Genomic DNA, 14,057 nt, shown 5'->3' with positions numbered 1-14,057 from the left:
GGCGGGCGCTCGCGTGCTGCATCGGCGTGTCACGGTACGTCATCTGCGTGTCCTTCCCCAGCTCGGCGCCGGTCATGCCGGCAGCTTGAAGTCGGCAACCGACCGGCGCAGGTCCGATGCCAGTTGCGCCAGCCGGCCGATCGATTCGGCGGTCTGGCCGGCGCCCTGCGAGGTCTGGCCGGTGATCTGCCGGATCACGCTCATGGTCTGGGTGATGTCGGTCGCCGCCGCGGCCTGCTGGTGGGCGGCGATCGAGATGTTCTTGATGAGGTTGTTCAGCGCGTTGGACACGCGCTCGATCTCGGTCAGCGCGGTGCCGGCGTCCTCGGCCAGGCGCGCGCCCGACACCACCTCGGAGGTGGTCTGCTCCATCGAGGTGACCGCCTCGTTGGTGTCGGCCTGGATCGCCTGCACCAGGCTCTCGATGCGCCGGGTCGCGCTGGAGGTGCGCTCGGCGAGGCGCTGCACTTCGTCGGCCACGACCGCGAAGCCGCGGCCGGCCTCGCCCGCCGAGGCGGCCTGCACCGCCGCATTGAGCGCGAGGATGTTGGTCTGCTCGGAAATGTCGTTGATCAGCTCGACGATCGAGCCGATCTCCTGCGAGGACTCGCCCAGCCGCTTGATGCGCTTGGAGGTTTCCTGGATCTGGTCGCGGATCTGGTCCATGCCCTGGATGGTCTCGCGCACCACGCCGGCGCCTTCGGCGGCGATCACCACCGAGCGCTGCGCCACCTCGGCCGATTCGGTGGAGTTGCGCGATACCTGCTCGATGCTCGAGGCGATCTCGTTGATGCGCTCGGACGCGGTGGTGATCTGGTTGGCCTGGTGGCCGGCCGCCTCGGCCAGCTGCATCGCGGTGGACTGGGTTTCCTGCGCCGACACGGCGACCTTGGCCGAAGTGTCGTTGATCGTGGTCACCAGGTGGCGCAGTTCGTCCACGGCGTAGTTGATCGCGTCGGCGATCGCGCCGGTCATGTCCTCGGTCACCGAGGCCTTCACGGTCAGGTCGCCCTCGCCGAGCGAGCTGATCTCGTCCAGCAGGCGCATGATCGCCTGCTGGTTGCGGCTGTTGAACTCGACCTGGGTCTGGTAGCGGACTTCCTGCTCGCGCGAACGCGCGCGCACCGTCGACCACACGAACATCGCCAGCGAGAGCACCAGCAGCAGGCCGGACGCCACGCTCAGCCAGAAGTTCGGGAAGATGCGGGTGTCGCGGGTCGAGCCGAACGCCGAGAACGCGTCGAACAGCTTCTTGCTGTCTTCGAGCATCTTGCCCGAGCCGGCGGTCAGCGCCGCCGCCGAGGACTGCGCGGCGAACAGGCTGCGCGAGCTGGCCAGGATCGCGTCCAGGTCGGTCTTCATCGAGGTCCACTGCGCCTGCGACTGCTCCAGCGCAGACAGCGCGGCGGCATTGCGCACCGGGGCGATGCCGAGCTCCTCGTTGCCGTTGCGCAGGCCGTCCAGCATCTGGCCGAACACCACCGCGTCGCGCGCCAGCGCGTCGCCGGCAGCGGCGGCGCCGGCGCCGCCGGCGCGCATTTCGGTCACGCGCCGCGCCATGGTGCCGGCGACCACCACCTGCTGGAGCGTGTTGTAGATCTGCGAGGCCGGCGCCCCGCTGACCGTCATCGCGCGCACCACTTCGTTCAATTGCGCCTGCAGCTGCGGCACGCTGGCGCTGAAGCGGTCGGCGTTGCCGGACAGCGCCAGCACGGCCGGTTCGGAGGCGATCACCTGCCCGGCACTCTTGCCGAGCGGCGTCCAGGTCGCCTTGAGCTGGCGGATCGGCGAAGCCACGCCGGCCTCGTTGCCGTATTGGCCTTCCAGCTCGCTGACGGTGTTGTCGATGCGCGACTTGGTGTCCTTGAACGCGGCGAACGCCTTGGCGTCGCCGCCGACCGCCTCGCGGCCCTGGTTGGCGATCTGCTGCGAGAGCACCTGCAGGTCGGCCGCGCCCGTGCTGGCCCCGGCCAGGCGGCTGCCCTGCCAGGTCGCAACGCCGGTGTTGGCGCCGAACACGATCATCGACAGGATCAGCAGGCCAAGCCAGAAACCGGTGTTGGCGCTGCCAAGCTTGTGGCTCTTGGTGGCGGCCGGGGCGGGGGTGCTCATGGGAACCTCTCGGTCGGATGCGTGGCGGCCGCGCTCAGGCGGCGGCCTGCCGGAATTCGGGGGTGCGCGACAGCAGCGAGAGCGAGAACACGCCCCACTCCTGCGTGTCGCTGCGGAAGGCGCGGTCGATGAAGTGCGCGTAGCGGCCCTGGGCCAGTTCGCCCGGCTCGATCGCCTGCGCCTGCTCGAAACTGCGCTGCCCGTACAGTTCGTCGATGGTCAGCGCGACGTCGCCGCCGGCCTGGCGCATGATCAGCACGCGCTGGCCCTCGTGCAGCACGGTGCGCCGGCCTTCCATGAACTGCTTCAGGTCGACCACCGGGAACAGGTTGCCGCGCAGGTTGCCCACGCCCAGCAGCCACGGCTGCGCGCCGGGCACCGGCGTCACCGGCGGCATCGGCACGATTTCCACCACCTCGCGGAAGTCGGACACCAGCCGGCGCGTGCCGACGCGGTAGCCGACGCCGCGCCACAGGTCGGCGGCGAACTGCTTCTCGGGCAGTTGCACCGCGTGCGCCAGGCTGCGCCGCTCGTAGCCTTCCAGGATCTCGAACGGGGAACGCATCAGCCCACCAATTCCTTGATCCGCGCGATCAGGTCTTCCTCGCGCGGGGGTTTGACGAAGTAGTCCGCCGCCCCCTGGCGCAAGCCCCAGGCCTTGTCGGTCTCCATGCCCTTGGTGCTGACGATCAGCACCGGGATGTGGCGGGTGGCCTCGTCGCGCGCCATCGCGCGCGTGGCCTGGAAACCGCTCATGCCGGGCAGCACGACGTCCATCAGCACCAGGTCCGGTGCCTGCCCGCGCGCCAGCTCGAGGCCGTCCTCGGCGTTGTCGGTGGCCACCACCTGGTGGCCGGCTTTTTCAAGCCACTGACTGAAGACCGCCCTGTCGGTGGGCGAGTCCTCGATCAACAAGATTCGAGCCATGTTGTTGCCCTTCCCCCCTGGTCAGGCGTTGACGTATGTGCGGATCGCGCTCAGCAGTTCTTCACGGGTAAATGGCTTGGTCAGGTACTGCTCGGAGCCGACGATGCGGCCGCGCGCCTTGTCGAACAAACCATCCTTGGATGACAGCATGATCACCGGCGTCGACTTGAACAGCTGGTTCCCCTTGATCAGCGCGCAGGTCTGATATCCGTCCAGCCGCGGCATCATGATGTCGACGAAGATGATCTGCGGCTGCTGGTCGGCGATCTTGGCGAGCGCCTCGAAGCCGTCCGTCGCCGTGACCACCTCGCACCCTTCCCGCTTGAGCAACGTCTCGGCGGTGCGGCGGATGGTCTTCGAATCGTCGATGACCATCACTCTGAGTCCTGCGAGCTCCCCGCCCGCAGCAATGTTTTCTGTCATTCCAATATCCCCGGGGCGCGTGGCGCTTCATCCCTCCGGCGCCACTGCGAAACGGCATCTATATCCCAGCACCGGCGCATGCTGTCAAGGGCGCGTGACGAACGTCGCACCTGGAAGCGGTTCCCGCTGCGACCGGGTTCGCGGTTCCGGGCGGCGGCGGCGGCCCTCCGGATCGCACCGCCGCCGCGGCAACCGTTAACATCGGCGCCTCTCTGCCAGGTTTCCCCCATGCCGCTCGACGTCATCGTGGTGATGGACCCCATCGCCAGCATCAAGATCGCCAAGGACACCACCTTCGCCATGCTGCTGGAGGCCCAGCGCCGCGGCCACCGCCTGCACTACGTCCGCCCCGGCGGACTGGCGCTGCGCGAAGGCGTGGCGGTGGCCCAGGTCGCGCCGCTGTCGGTCAAGGACGACAAGGCCGGCTGGTTCGCCCTGGGCGAGTTCGCCGAACTGGCGTTCGGCCCCGGCCAGGTCGTGCTGATGCGCAAGGACCCGCCGGTCGATCCCGAATTCATCTACGACACCCAGGTCCTGACCGTGGCGCAGCGCGCCGGCGCCGAGGTGGTCAACGACCCGCAGGGCCTGCGCGACTACAACGAGAAGCTGGCGGCGCTGCTGTTCCCGCAATGCTGCCCGCCGACCCTGGTCAGCCGCGACGCCGCCGCGCTGAAGGCGTTCGTGCGCGAGCACGGCCAAGCCGTGCTCAAGCCGCTGGACGGCATGGGCGGGCGCTCGATCTTCCGCAGCGGCGGCGGCGATCCCAACCTGAACGTGATCCTGGAAACGCTGACCGACGGCGGCCGCAAGCTCGCGCTGGCGCAGCGCTTCATCCCGGACATCAGCGCCGGCGACAAGCGCATCTTGCTGGTCGACGGCGTGCCGGTGGACTACTGCCTGGCCCGCATCCCGCAGGGCGACGAGTTCCGCGGCAACCTCGCCGCCGGCGGCCGCGGCGAGGGCCGCCCGCTGAGCGAGCGCGACCGCTGGATCGCCGCCCAGGTCGGTCCGGAACTGAAGCGGCGCGGCATGCGCTTCGTCGGCCTGGACGTGATCGGCGACTACCTGACCGAGGTCAACGTCACCAGCCCGACCTGCGTGCGCGAACTGGACGCGCAGTTCGGCCTGAACATCGCCGGGCTGCTGTTCGACGCGATCGAGGCCGGCCGTCCGCAATGAGCGCCGCGGTCGCAGCGCCCCGCATCGATGCAAGCCAGCGCCTGATCGCGACCCTGGCGCTGTCGCTGCTGGTGCATGGCCTGCTGATCCTCGGCGTCGGCTTCGCGGTCAGCGACGAGGCGCCGCTGGTGCCGACGCTGGACGTGATCTTCAGCCAGACCAGCACGCCGCTGACGCCCAGGCAGGCGGATTTCCTCGCCCAGGCCAACCAGCAGGGCGGCGGCGACAGCGACAAGGCGCAGCGCCCGCGCGACAGCCAGCCGGGCGTGGTCCCCCAGCCGCACGCCGGCTTGGCGCCGCAGCCGCAGCAGGCCACGACCGCGGCGCAGGCGCCTGCGCCGCAGGCGCGCGTGGTGAGCAGCCGGCATGGCGAGGAATCGATGCCGGCGCCGCAGCCCCGCCCCCAAACCGAGCGGCCGGCGACGCCGGCCGATGCCGAGCGCGAACGACGCGACGCGGAGATGGCGCGCCTGGCCGCCGAGGTCCACCTGCGCTCCGAGCAATATGCCAAGCGCCCCAACCGCAAGTTCGTCTCGGCCAGCACCCGCGAGTACGCCTACGCCAACTACCTGCGCGCCTGGGTGGACCGCGCCGAGCGGGTGGGCAACCTCAACTATCCGGACGAAGCGCGCCGGCGCCGCCTCGGCGGGCGCGTGGTGATCACCGTCGGCGTGCGCCGCGACGGCAGCATCGAAAGCAGCCGCGTGCTGGTCTCGAGCGGCACGCCGATGCTCGATTCGGCCGCCCTGCGCATCGTGCAGCTGGCGCAGCCATTCCCGCCGCTGCCCAAGACCGAGGACGGCGTCGACATCCTGCAGGTCACCCGCACCTGGCTGTTCCTGCCCGGCGGCGAGTTGCGCGACGACCGCTGAAGAAGCCGGGAGGGGGGTTCGGGGAAGCGGAACAGCAGCCTCGCGGATGCCGCTTTCACGAATTCCGGAGCCCCGATCCCGAATCCCGGCTTTTCCGCTGCTGCTCCAGCGTGAGCGCGACGTTGTCGCGCAGGTAGGCGGGTTCGATGCTCTCCGGCGCCACGGTCTCGCCACGGGCGAAGGCGGGCAGCGCCAATGCCAGCAGGTCCGCCGCATGCGGCAAGGCCCGTGCGTCCACGCCTGCCAGGCGCGCGGCCAGGCGTTCGGCCAGCACGCCGTTGGCGGCGGCCAGGCCAGTGCCGACCGCATGCCAGCCATCGTCCGCACCGGGCAGCGTCACCGCCTCCGGCGCGCGCACCACCTCGTCGGATGCCGCCACGAGCACGCCGTCGCGGCGCTCGTACGCGGCCGCGTAGACCTCGCCCATGCGCGCGTCGATGGTGGCGAGCACGCGCGGCGCATCGGCCGGCGCGCGCAGTGCCAGCACCTGGAGCGTGGACACCGGCAGCAGCGGCAGGTCGAGCGCCAGGGCGATGCCTTGCGCCAGTCCGATCCCCAGCCTGACCCCGGTGAACGCGCCGGGACCCCGGCCGACCGCGATCGCGTCCAGCTGCGCGCGCGCGAGCCCGGCTTCGGCCAACAGCTGCTCGGCCCACGGCAATGCCAGCTCGGCATGGCGCCGCGGGGCGACCTCGAACCGCTCCAGCGTCCGGCCGCCGGCATGGAGGGCGACCGAACAGGCTTCCGTGGAAGTTTCGAAGGCGAGGACGTTCATGGAGCCGGGATCCGAATAAGCGGCAAAGCTTAGCATCGAGGGCCCGGGCCCCGGGACGGGCGCGGCTGGCCTCGGTCCCCGCCAAGCGCCCTACGGCAAGTCCGCGCCGTCCCGGGGCGTGGCCGGGTCCCGGGGCTCCTGTCCCGCATCCTGCCAACCGAAAAACCCTCTCACCTCGGCGATATCGCGGGTCCGCGGCATCGGCGGCAGCGAGTCCAGGAACTTGCGCCCATACCCCTTGGACAGCAAGCGCGGATCGCACAACACCAGCACGCCGCGGTCGTGCTCGCTGCGGATCAACCGCCCCACGCCCTGCTTGAGCGCGATCACCGCCTGCGGCAACTGTTCGTCGCGGAACGGGTTGCCGCCTTCGCGCCGGATCGCGTCCAGCCGGGCCTCGAACACCGGGTCGTCCGGCGCGGCGAACGGCAGCTTGTCGATCACCACCACGCTCAGCGCCTCGCCGACTACGTCCACGCCTTCGCGGAAGCTGGCGCTGCCGAGCAGCACGCCGTTGCCGGAAGCGCGGAAGCGTTCCAGCAAGGTCGCGCGCGGGGCCTCGCCCTGCACGAACAGCGGCCACGGCCCGCCACGCAACGCTTCGGCCGCCTCGCGCAACGCACGATGCGAGGCGAACAGCAGGAACGCGCGGCCTTCGGACGCTTCCAGCACCGGCCGCAACGTCGCGATCAGGGCGGTGCCGAACCCGCGCGCCGCCGGATCGGGCAGGCCCGGCGGCAGGTAGCACAACGCCTGCCGCGCCCAGTCGAACGGGCTCGGCTGCAGCAGCGTCATCGGATCGTGCAGGCCCAGGCGCGTGGCGATGTGCTGGAAATCGCCGTCCACCGCCAGCGTGGCCGAGGTGAACACCCAGGCCGCGTGGGTCTTTTCGCGGTGTTCGCGCAGCGGCCCGGAGACGTCCAGCGGCGTGCGCTGGCAACGGAAGCCGCGCGGGGTCAGCTCGTACCAGAAGACATCGGCATCGGAGGCGGAAGCCTGGGACTCCGGAGAAACCGGCTCGCCATCCGCGGCGGGCATGTCCCATCCCGGATTCTCGACCACCGGGCCCGGCTCTTCGCCCAACCAGCGCGACAGGCGATTGAGCGCCTCGACCGCCCGCGCGGCGCAGCCATCCAGGCCGGGCGAGGCGTCGCGCAGCGGTTTCAACGCCTCGCCCAACTGCGCCAACGCCGACATCACCGTATCGAAGCCGTCGCGCACGTCCGGCTTGGCCAGCGCCCGCCACTGCGTGCCGCGCGGAGGCAGGCCTTCCATCGCGGTGCGCAGGCTGCGCAGCGCCTCGTCGAGCAGGCGCACCGGCTCCTGCAGCGCCGACTGCGCGCCCGCCACCAGCCGTGCCTCGGCCAGGCAGTCGCGCGCCAGTTCCTGCCAGGGGCGCATGCCGAAGCCTTCGCCGAAGAAGTTGGCCGCCAGTTCCGGCAGCTGGTGCGCCTCGTCGATCACGAACGCCTGCGCCCCCGGCAGGATCTCGCCGAACCCCTCCTGCTTGAGCGCCAGGTCGGCCAGCAGCAGGTGATGGTTGACCACCACCAGGTCGGCCGCCTGGGCGCGCTGGCGCGCCTGCACGACGAAGCATTCGTCCCAGAACGGACAATCGGTCCCCAGGCAGTTGTCGACGGTGGACGTCACCATCGGCAGCAACGGCGAATCGTCCGGCAGCGCCTCCAGTTCGGCCATGTCGCCGGCGCGGGTGCGCCCGCTCCAGGCGACGATGCGCTGGAACTGCGCGACCTGCTCCGGCGAGGCGAAGCGCGGCTCGCCGCGCGCCTGTTGCAACCGGTACTTGCACAGGTAATTGGCGCGCCCCTTCAGCAGCGCGGTCTGCAGGCCGACGCCGAGCGCCCCGCGCACGCGCGGCAGGTCGCGGTGGTAGAGCTGGTCCTGCAGCGCGCGGGTGCCGGTGGAAACGATGGTCTTCAGCCCCGAGAGCAGCGCCGGCACCAGGTAGGCGAAGGTCTTGCCGGTGCCGGTCCCCGCCTCGGCCAGCAGCACGTCGCGCTGGTCGAAGGCATCGGCGATCGCCTCGGTCAGGCGCAGTTGCGCGGCGCGCGGGACGAACGTCTCGAGACGATTGGCGAGCGCACCGCCTTCGCTGAGCGCTTCACGGCTGGCGGTGGCGAGTTGCGACATTCAAGGGCTCGGGGCTCGGGGCTCGGGGCTCGGGGCTCGGGGCTCGGGGCTCGGGGCTCGGGGCTCGGGGCTCGGGGCTCGGGGCTCGGGGCTCGGGGCTCGGGGCTCGGGGCTCGGGGCTCGGGGCTCGGGGCTCGGGGCTCGGGGCTCGGGGCTCGGGGCTCGGGGCTCGGGGCTCGGGGCTCGGGGCTCCAAAACAGGATCTTTGGCCTCGATTACCTGTCAAGTGTTTTTAAGCTTTTTGCCCCGATTTTTGCTTTTTTTCTGTGGGAGGGACTTCAGTCCCGACAGAGGGCCGGTAAAGCCTGTCGGGACTGAAGTCCCTCCCACAACAGCACGCGATCCGAAGTGAGCTTGTCGCTCTTCCGGGACCCGGGTCCCGGTCCCGAAACCCAGCATCGTCAATAACGCTTGATCCCAGGCACCGTACACCCTTCGATCTGCGCATGCGCCGATGCCGCGTTCTCCTTCTCGCCGCGCGCCAGCCGCGATTGCTCGATCGTCGCCCAATGCCGGCGGCACAACGGGCCGGTCTTGGAACCGAGATCGATGGCCTGCTTGGCGAAGCGTTCGGCGCCCGTGTAGTCCTGTTGCAGCAATGCCACTTCGGCACGCTCCTGCAGTACGCCCGGGTCGTTCGGCACCAGCTTCAACGCCTGATCCAGCGCCGCGGTGGCACCGGCGAGATCGCCGGCGTTGCGCTTGGCCTCGGCCGCATCGCGCAAATCGCCGACCTGCGGGTCGCGTAGCGGCTGCACGGTCAGCTCGGTATCGTCGACGCCGGCGATCTTTTCGATTTCGGCCATCCGCTGGGCCGGCGTGACGGTGGCCACCGGCGCGGGGGGCGGGGGCGGCGTGCTGGTGCAGGCCGCCAGCGCGGCGGAAACGGCGACGGCAAGGGCATAACGCAGCTTGGACATGGACTACTGGCCTCGTGGGGGAGCTTCGGAGGCGGGCTGCGCCGGCGCCTCCTTCTTGTCCAGGCCGAACCAGCTGCGCCAACCGCCGCCGCTCTCGCCCTGGGCTTCTTCCGCCGGCGGCGCCATCCCGGCGCTGCACGGAACATGGGCGGGAGCATACCCGGCCACGAACGGGAACTGGCGCGCCCCCGGACACGACGGATCGGTCGCGCCCGAACCGGCCGGCTCGATCCATTGCCAGTCCAGGCCCTTGCCGTTGACCCGCAGCGGCGCGCTCGGCAGGCGCGCGAAGATGCCCGCCCACACGCGCATCGCGCCGGTGGCGCCATACAGGCCGGTCTGCGCGTTCTGGTCGTTGCCCATCCAGACCACCGCCAGATGGTCGCCGGTATAGCCGGCATACCAGCTGTCGCGGCCGTCGTTGGAGGTGCCGGTCTTGCCGGCGGGCGACAGCCGGCCCAGGCCGTCGCCGAGCAATGCGCGGCCGGTGCCATGGCTGACCACCTGCTGCAACGCCACGCCGATCAGGTTGGCCGCGATCGAATCGCCCTCCTGCGCCGGCGCCGGGGTCTTGTCGTAGCGCTTGAGCAGCTTGCCCTGCGGGTCCAGCACGCCGCGCACCGCGTGCAGCGGCTGGATCTCGCCACCGGAAGCGAGGAACTGGTACAGCTGCGCCATCGCATACGGGCTCTGGTCGGTGGCGCCCAGGATCAGCGACGGGTTGCTGTCGGCCTTCAGGCCCGCCAGCACGTTGATCAGCTGCGCGATCCGCTCGGGCCCGACCTGCATGCCGACCCGCACCGTCGCCTGGTTGTAGGAATTCGCCAGCGCATCGACCAGCCGCACCGTGCCATGGCTGCGGTTGTCGGCGTTGCCGGGCGACCAGGTACGGCCGCGGCTGAGCTGCACCGTCACCGGCGAATCGTCGACCCAACTGGCCAGCGACCAGCGGTCCGGCGAGGCCAGCGCCAGCAGGTACACGAAGGGCTTGAGCAGCGATCCCACCGGCCGCTGCGCCTCGAGCGCACGGTTGAACCCGGGCGTGGACACGTCGCGGCTGCCGACCACCGCCAGCACGTCGCCGTTGTGCACGTCGGTCACCACCAGGCCGGCCTGCAGCGGCGGACGCTTCTTGTTCTCCAGCGACTTGATCGTGCGCATCACCGCACCCTCGGCATAGGCCTGGGCGGACGGCGACATGCCGGTCAGCACGCTCAGGCCCGCGCCCTGCAGCGCGCTTTCCGGGTAGTCGTGGGCGAGCTGGCGGCGCACCAGGTCGATGTAGGCCGGAAAGCGGTTGGCGGCCACCAGCCCCGGCTCGGCCGGCACGCCCAGCGGCGCGGCCCGCGCGCGCTTGTACTCGGCGTCGTCGATCAGGCCGTTCTCGTGCAGCTTCTCCAGCACGAAGTTGCGCCGGTCCAGGGCGCGCTCGGGATAGCGGCGCGGATCGTAGTAGGACGGGCCCTTCACCAGGCCGATCAGCAGCGCCACCTGTTCGGTGGTCAGCGACCCCAGCTGGCGGCCGAACCAGAACTCGGCGCCGGAAGCCATGCCGTGCACCGCCTGGCCGCCGCGCTGGCCCAGGTAGACCTGGTTGAGGTAGGCCTCCAGGATGGTGCGCTTGTCGTAGCGCGCCTCCATGATCAGCGCGTACAGGATCTCGTTGAACTTGCGGGTGAGCGTCTGCTCCTTGCCGATGCCCAGCAGGCCGCTGCGCGCCAGCTGCTGGGTCAGGGTGCTGGCGCCCTGCCGGGTATGGCCGCCGCTGCGCACCGTCACCCACAGCGCGCGCACCATGCCGCTCAGGTCGATGCCGTGGTGGTAGTTGAAATCGCGGTCCTCGACCGCCTGCAGCCCGGTGACCAGCAGCTCGGGGACCTCTTCCAGGCGCACCAGCCGGCGTTCCTCCTGCTTCTGCCCGTACAGCGTGGCGATCCGCGCCGGGTCCAGGCGCGCGCTCTTCAGGCTCTTGCGGCTGTCGGCATCGCGCAACCCGGCGACGCTGCCGCCGCCCACGCCGACCTCGATGCGCCGCGCGGGCACGCGCCCGTCCACGTCGACGTAGCCCCGGCTGGAGATCACGAACCGGCCGCCGTCCTGCTGGTAGGTGCCGGGAAGCTTGCCTACCCCGTCGTCGCGGTAGGACGCCGCATCCAGTTCGGTCTTGAGCGTCTTGGCGTCGAGCGCCTTGCCCGGCACCAGCACCAGCGGCCGCGCATACACGCGGGTGGGGATCTGCCAGCGCAGCTCGCCGAAGCGCTGGGTGACCTGTCCGTTCAGGTACAGCGTGTAGGGGATCAGAAAGCCCAGCGCCAGGGCCAGCGCCGCCAGGCCCCACACGATCAGGCGGCGCCGCCAGAGCGGCTGGCCGTCGTCCTCGAATTCCTCGGAGTCTTCGTAATCGTAGCGTCGTGGCACGGGGATGCGAGAATGTAAATTCCGGCGAGTCTAGCGCAGCCCCATCGGCCGTGCGGACCCGCCACGATCCCCGTTAAATCCCCGCACAGGTGATGCACGGCCTGCAAGGGACCCGCCCCATTGAACCCCCGCGCATGGATGCGCGGGCTGCTGCGAAGGACTCGCACAAAGGAGATGTCGATGTCGCTGGCCGACGCGCGCTATCTGTTCAACCGTGTCGTCGGCCTGTTCCGCCGCAGTCTGGCCAGCCTGCGGACCCGCGGCTGGCGCGCGACCTGGGAGCGCATCCGCGTGCATGCCCGGCGCGCGCCCGAGCTGCCGCGCGAGCCGCTCTGGTTCCCGCAGGCCGCTCCCTTCGCGCCGTTCGCGGTGCCGGCGGCCGAGGCACCGCGCGCATCGGTGGTGATCCCGGTATACAACCACGTCGAACATACCCTGGCCTGCCTGCGCGCGATCGCCGCGCACCCGCCCGAGGCCGCGTGCGAGGTGATCGTCGTCGACGACGGCAGCGGCGACGCCACCGCCCAATGGCTGCCCCAGGTCGCCGGCCTGCGCTATCACCGTCGCACCGCCAACGGCGGCTTCATCGCCGCCTGCAACGACGGCATCGCGCTCGCCCGCGGCGAATACGTGGTCCTGCTCAACAACGACACCATCCCGCAACCCGGATGGCTGGACGCCCTGGCCGGCACGTTCGCCCGCCACCCCGATACCGGCCTGGCGGCGGCGCAACTGGTGTACCCGGACGGGCGGCTGCAGGAATCCGGCGCCGTCGTGTTCGCCGACGGGAGCGCCTGGAGCTACGGCCGTTTCGAATCCGCGCAGGACCCGCGCTACGGCTACGTGCGCGAGATCGACTACGGCTCGGGCGCGGCGATCATGCTGCCGCGCGCCCTGTTGGCCACGCTCGGCGGCCTGGACGCGCGCTACGCCCCGGCCTATTACGAAGACACCGACCTGGCCTTCGCGGTGCGCGCCGCCGGCTATCGCGCGCGGGTGCAGCCGGCCAGCGTGGTCGTGCACGACGAGGGCACCAGCAACGGCACCGATACCGGCAGCGGCGTGAAGGCCTACCAGGTACGCAACCAGGGCGTGTTCGCGGCGAAATGGGCCGGGTTGCTGCCTGCGCAGCCCGCGCCCGGCGAAGTGCCCTCGCCCGCGCTGCTGCATCGCCGCCAGCGCCAGGTGCTGATCCTCGACGAAGCGGTCCCGCAACCGGACCGCGACTCCGCCTCGCTGCGGCAGTTCAACCTGATCCGCATGCTGGTCGAAGCCGGCGTCCACGTCGTGTTCGTGCCGACCCTGCGCGAACATGCCGGCCGCCACACCGCGGCGCTGCAGCAGCTCGGGGTGGAGGTGTGGTACGCACCCTACCTGCAGGGCATCGGCAGCTGGCTGCGCGAGCACGGCCGCCGTTTCGACGTGGTACTGCTGGTACGCCACCACGTCGCCCATGCCTGCCTGCCGCTGCTCGCTTCGTTCGCGCCCCAGGCGCGCACCGTGTTCGATACCGTCGACCTGCACTACCTGCGCGAGCGCCGCGGCGCCGAGGTCGCCGGCGATGCCAACCTGCTTCGCGAGGCGGAGCGCACCCGCGAGCGCGAGCTGCAGGTGATGGCGCGCGTCGACGTGACCTTGCTGGTCTCGGAGGCCGAACAGCGGCAACTGGGGCAGGACGCGCCGCAAGTGCATACCGAACTGCTCTCGAACCTGCACGACCTCGCCGGCCCCGGCCTTCCCTGGGCGCAGCGCCGCGACCTGGTGTTCGTCGGCGGCTTCCGCCACCCGCCGAACCTGGATGCGATGCGCTGGTTCATCGGCGAGGTGTTCCCGTTGGTCCGGGCGGCGCTTGCCGACGTGGCGTTCCACTGCATCGGCATCGACGTGCCCGACGAACTGCAGGCGCTGGCCAACGCCCGCCCCGGCGTGATCCTGCATGGCCACGTGCCGGATCTGGTGCCCTACATGGAAGGCGCGCGCGTGGCGGTCGCGCCATTGCGATTCGGCGCCGGCGTCAAGGGCAAGGTCAACCTCAGCATGGCGCACGGCCAGCCGGTGGTCGCCACGACCTGCGCGGTGGAAGGCATGCACCTGCGCGACGGCGAGGACGTGCTCGTCGCCGACGGGACCGCCGCCTTCGCAGACGCCGTGGTCCGGCTTTACCGGGACGAGGCGCTATGGCGGCGGCTGTCGACCCAGGGACTGGACAACATCGCGCGCCATTTCTCGCTGGATGCCGCGCGCGCGACGGTGGAACGGGTATTCCTGCGCTGAAGCCGC

General features: G+C 70.7%; 11 protein-coding genes. 3 read left to right on the top strand and 8 right to left on the bottom strand.

The features are described 5' to 3' along the window. Window positions 1-72: 72 nt before the first annotated feature. Genes M3M27_RS06120 through pilG form a run of 4 tightly spaced genes read right to left on the bottom strand, consistent with a single transcriptional unit; the run spans window position 73 to window position 3,462 of the window. A complete protein-coding gene (locus tag M3M27_RS06120; RefSeq protein ID WP_140719138.1) occupies window positions 73-2,112 on the bottom strand; it encodes a methyl-accepting chemotaxis protein in 2,040 nt (679 codons plus the stop codon). Window positions 2,113-2,146: 34 nt separating this feature from the next. Continuing rightward, on the bottom strand, window positions 2,147-2,677 hold the full coding sequence (locus tag M3M27_RS06115) for a chemotaxis protein CheW (protein ID WP_140719141.1): 531 nt from the start codon (window positions 2,675-2,677) through the stop codon (window positions 2,147-2,149). Continuing rightward, a complete protein-coding gene (locus M3M27_RS06110) occupies window positions 2,677-3,039 on the bottom strand; it encodes a response regulator (RefSeq protein ID WP_140719143.1) in 363 nt (120 codons plus the stop codon). The genes M3M27_RS06115 and M3M27_RS06110 overlap by 1 nt, the downstream gene beginning before the upstream one ends. A 21-nt stretch (window positions 3,040-3,060) precedes the next feature. Then, entirely contained in the window at window positions 3,061-3,462 is a 402-nt protein-coding gene (pilG, locus tag M3M27_RS06105; RefSeq protein WP_057646033.1) for a twitching motility response regulator PilG, read from the bottom strand. Between the two features lie 228 nt (window positions 3,463-3,690). Between pilG and gshB the strand changes: the two genes are divergently transcribed. Both gshB and M3M27_RS06095 read left to right on the top strand, forming a co-directional pair. Further along, window positions 3,691-4,641: a glutathione synthase gene (gshB, locus tag M3M27_RS06100; RefSeq protein WP_140719145.1), complete on the top strand. Its 951-nt coding sequence runs from the start codon at window positions 3,691-3,693 to the stop codon at window positions 4,639-4,641. Further along, window positions 4,638-5,513, top strand: coding sequence for an energy transducer TonB family protein (locus M3M27_RS06095; RefSeq protein WP_140719147.1), 876 nt, complete (start codon window positions 4,638-4,640; stop codon window positions 5,511-5,513). The genes gshB and M3M27_RS06095 overlap by 4 nt, the downstream gene beginning before the upstream one ends. 55 nt (window positions 5,514-5,568) lie before the next feature. On the opposite strand, the gene tsaB is transcribed toward M3M27_RS06095, so the two are convergent. From tsaB to mrcB, 4 genes are all read right to left on the bottom strand, one after another. Then, on the bottom strand, window positions 5,569-6,288 hold the full coding sequence (gene tsaB, locus M3M27_RS06090; protein ID WP_140719149.1) for a tRNA (adenosine(37)-N6)-threonylcarbamoyltransferase complex dimerization subunit type 1 TsaB: 720 nt from the start codon (window positions 6,286-6,288) through the stop codon (window positions 5,569-5,571). A gap of 90 nt (window positions 6,289-6,378) precedes the next feature. Then, a complete protein-coding gene (locus M3M27_RS06085; protein ID WP_434027483.1) occupies window positions 6,379-8,439 on the bottom strand; it encodes an ATP-dependent DNA helicase in 2,061 nt (686 codons plus the stop codon). Window positions 8,440-8,840: 401 nt separating this feature from the next. Further along, entirely contained in the window at window positions 8,841-9,359 is a 519-nt protein-coding gene (locus tag M3M27_RS06080; protein WP_434027482.1) for a tetratricopeptide repeat protein, read from the bottom strand. A gap of 3 nt (window positions 9,360-9,362) precedes the next feature. Continuing rightward, entirely contained in the window at window positions 9,363-11,777 is a 2,415-nt protein-coding gene (gene mrcB, locus M3M27_RS06075) for a penicillin-binding protein 1B (protein WP_434027481.1), read from the bottom strand. Between the two features lie 174 nt (window positions 11,778-11,951). Here mrcB and M3M27_RS06070 point away from each other — a divergent pair, with 174 nt between their 5' ends. Continuing rightward, window positions 11,952-14,051, top strand: coding sequence for a glycosyltransferase (locus M3M27_RS06070; RefSeq protein ID WP_434027480.1), 2,100 nt, complete (start codon window positions 11,952-11,954; stop codon window positions 14,049-14,051). The last annotated feature ends 6 nt before the right edge of the window (window positions 14,052-14,057 follow it).

The organism is Xanthomonas boreopolis (assembly GCF_046529185.1).
Classification (GTDB): domain Bacteria; phylum Pseudomonadota; class Gammaproteobacteria; order Xanthomonadales; family Xanthomonadaceae; genus Pseudomonas_S; species Pseudomonas_S boreopolis.
Note: the sequence above shows the minus strand (reverse complement) of the source record. Positions and strands in the feature narration are given on the sequence as shown.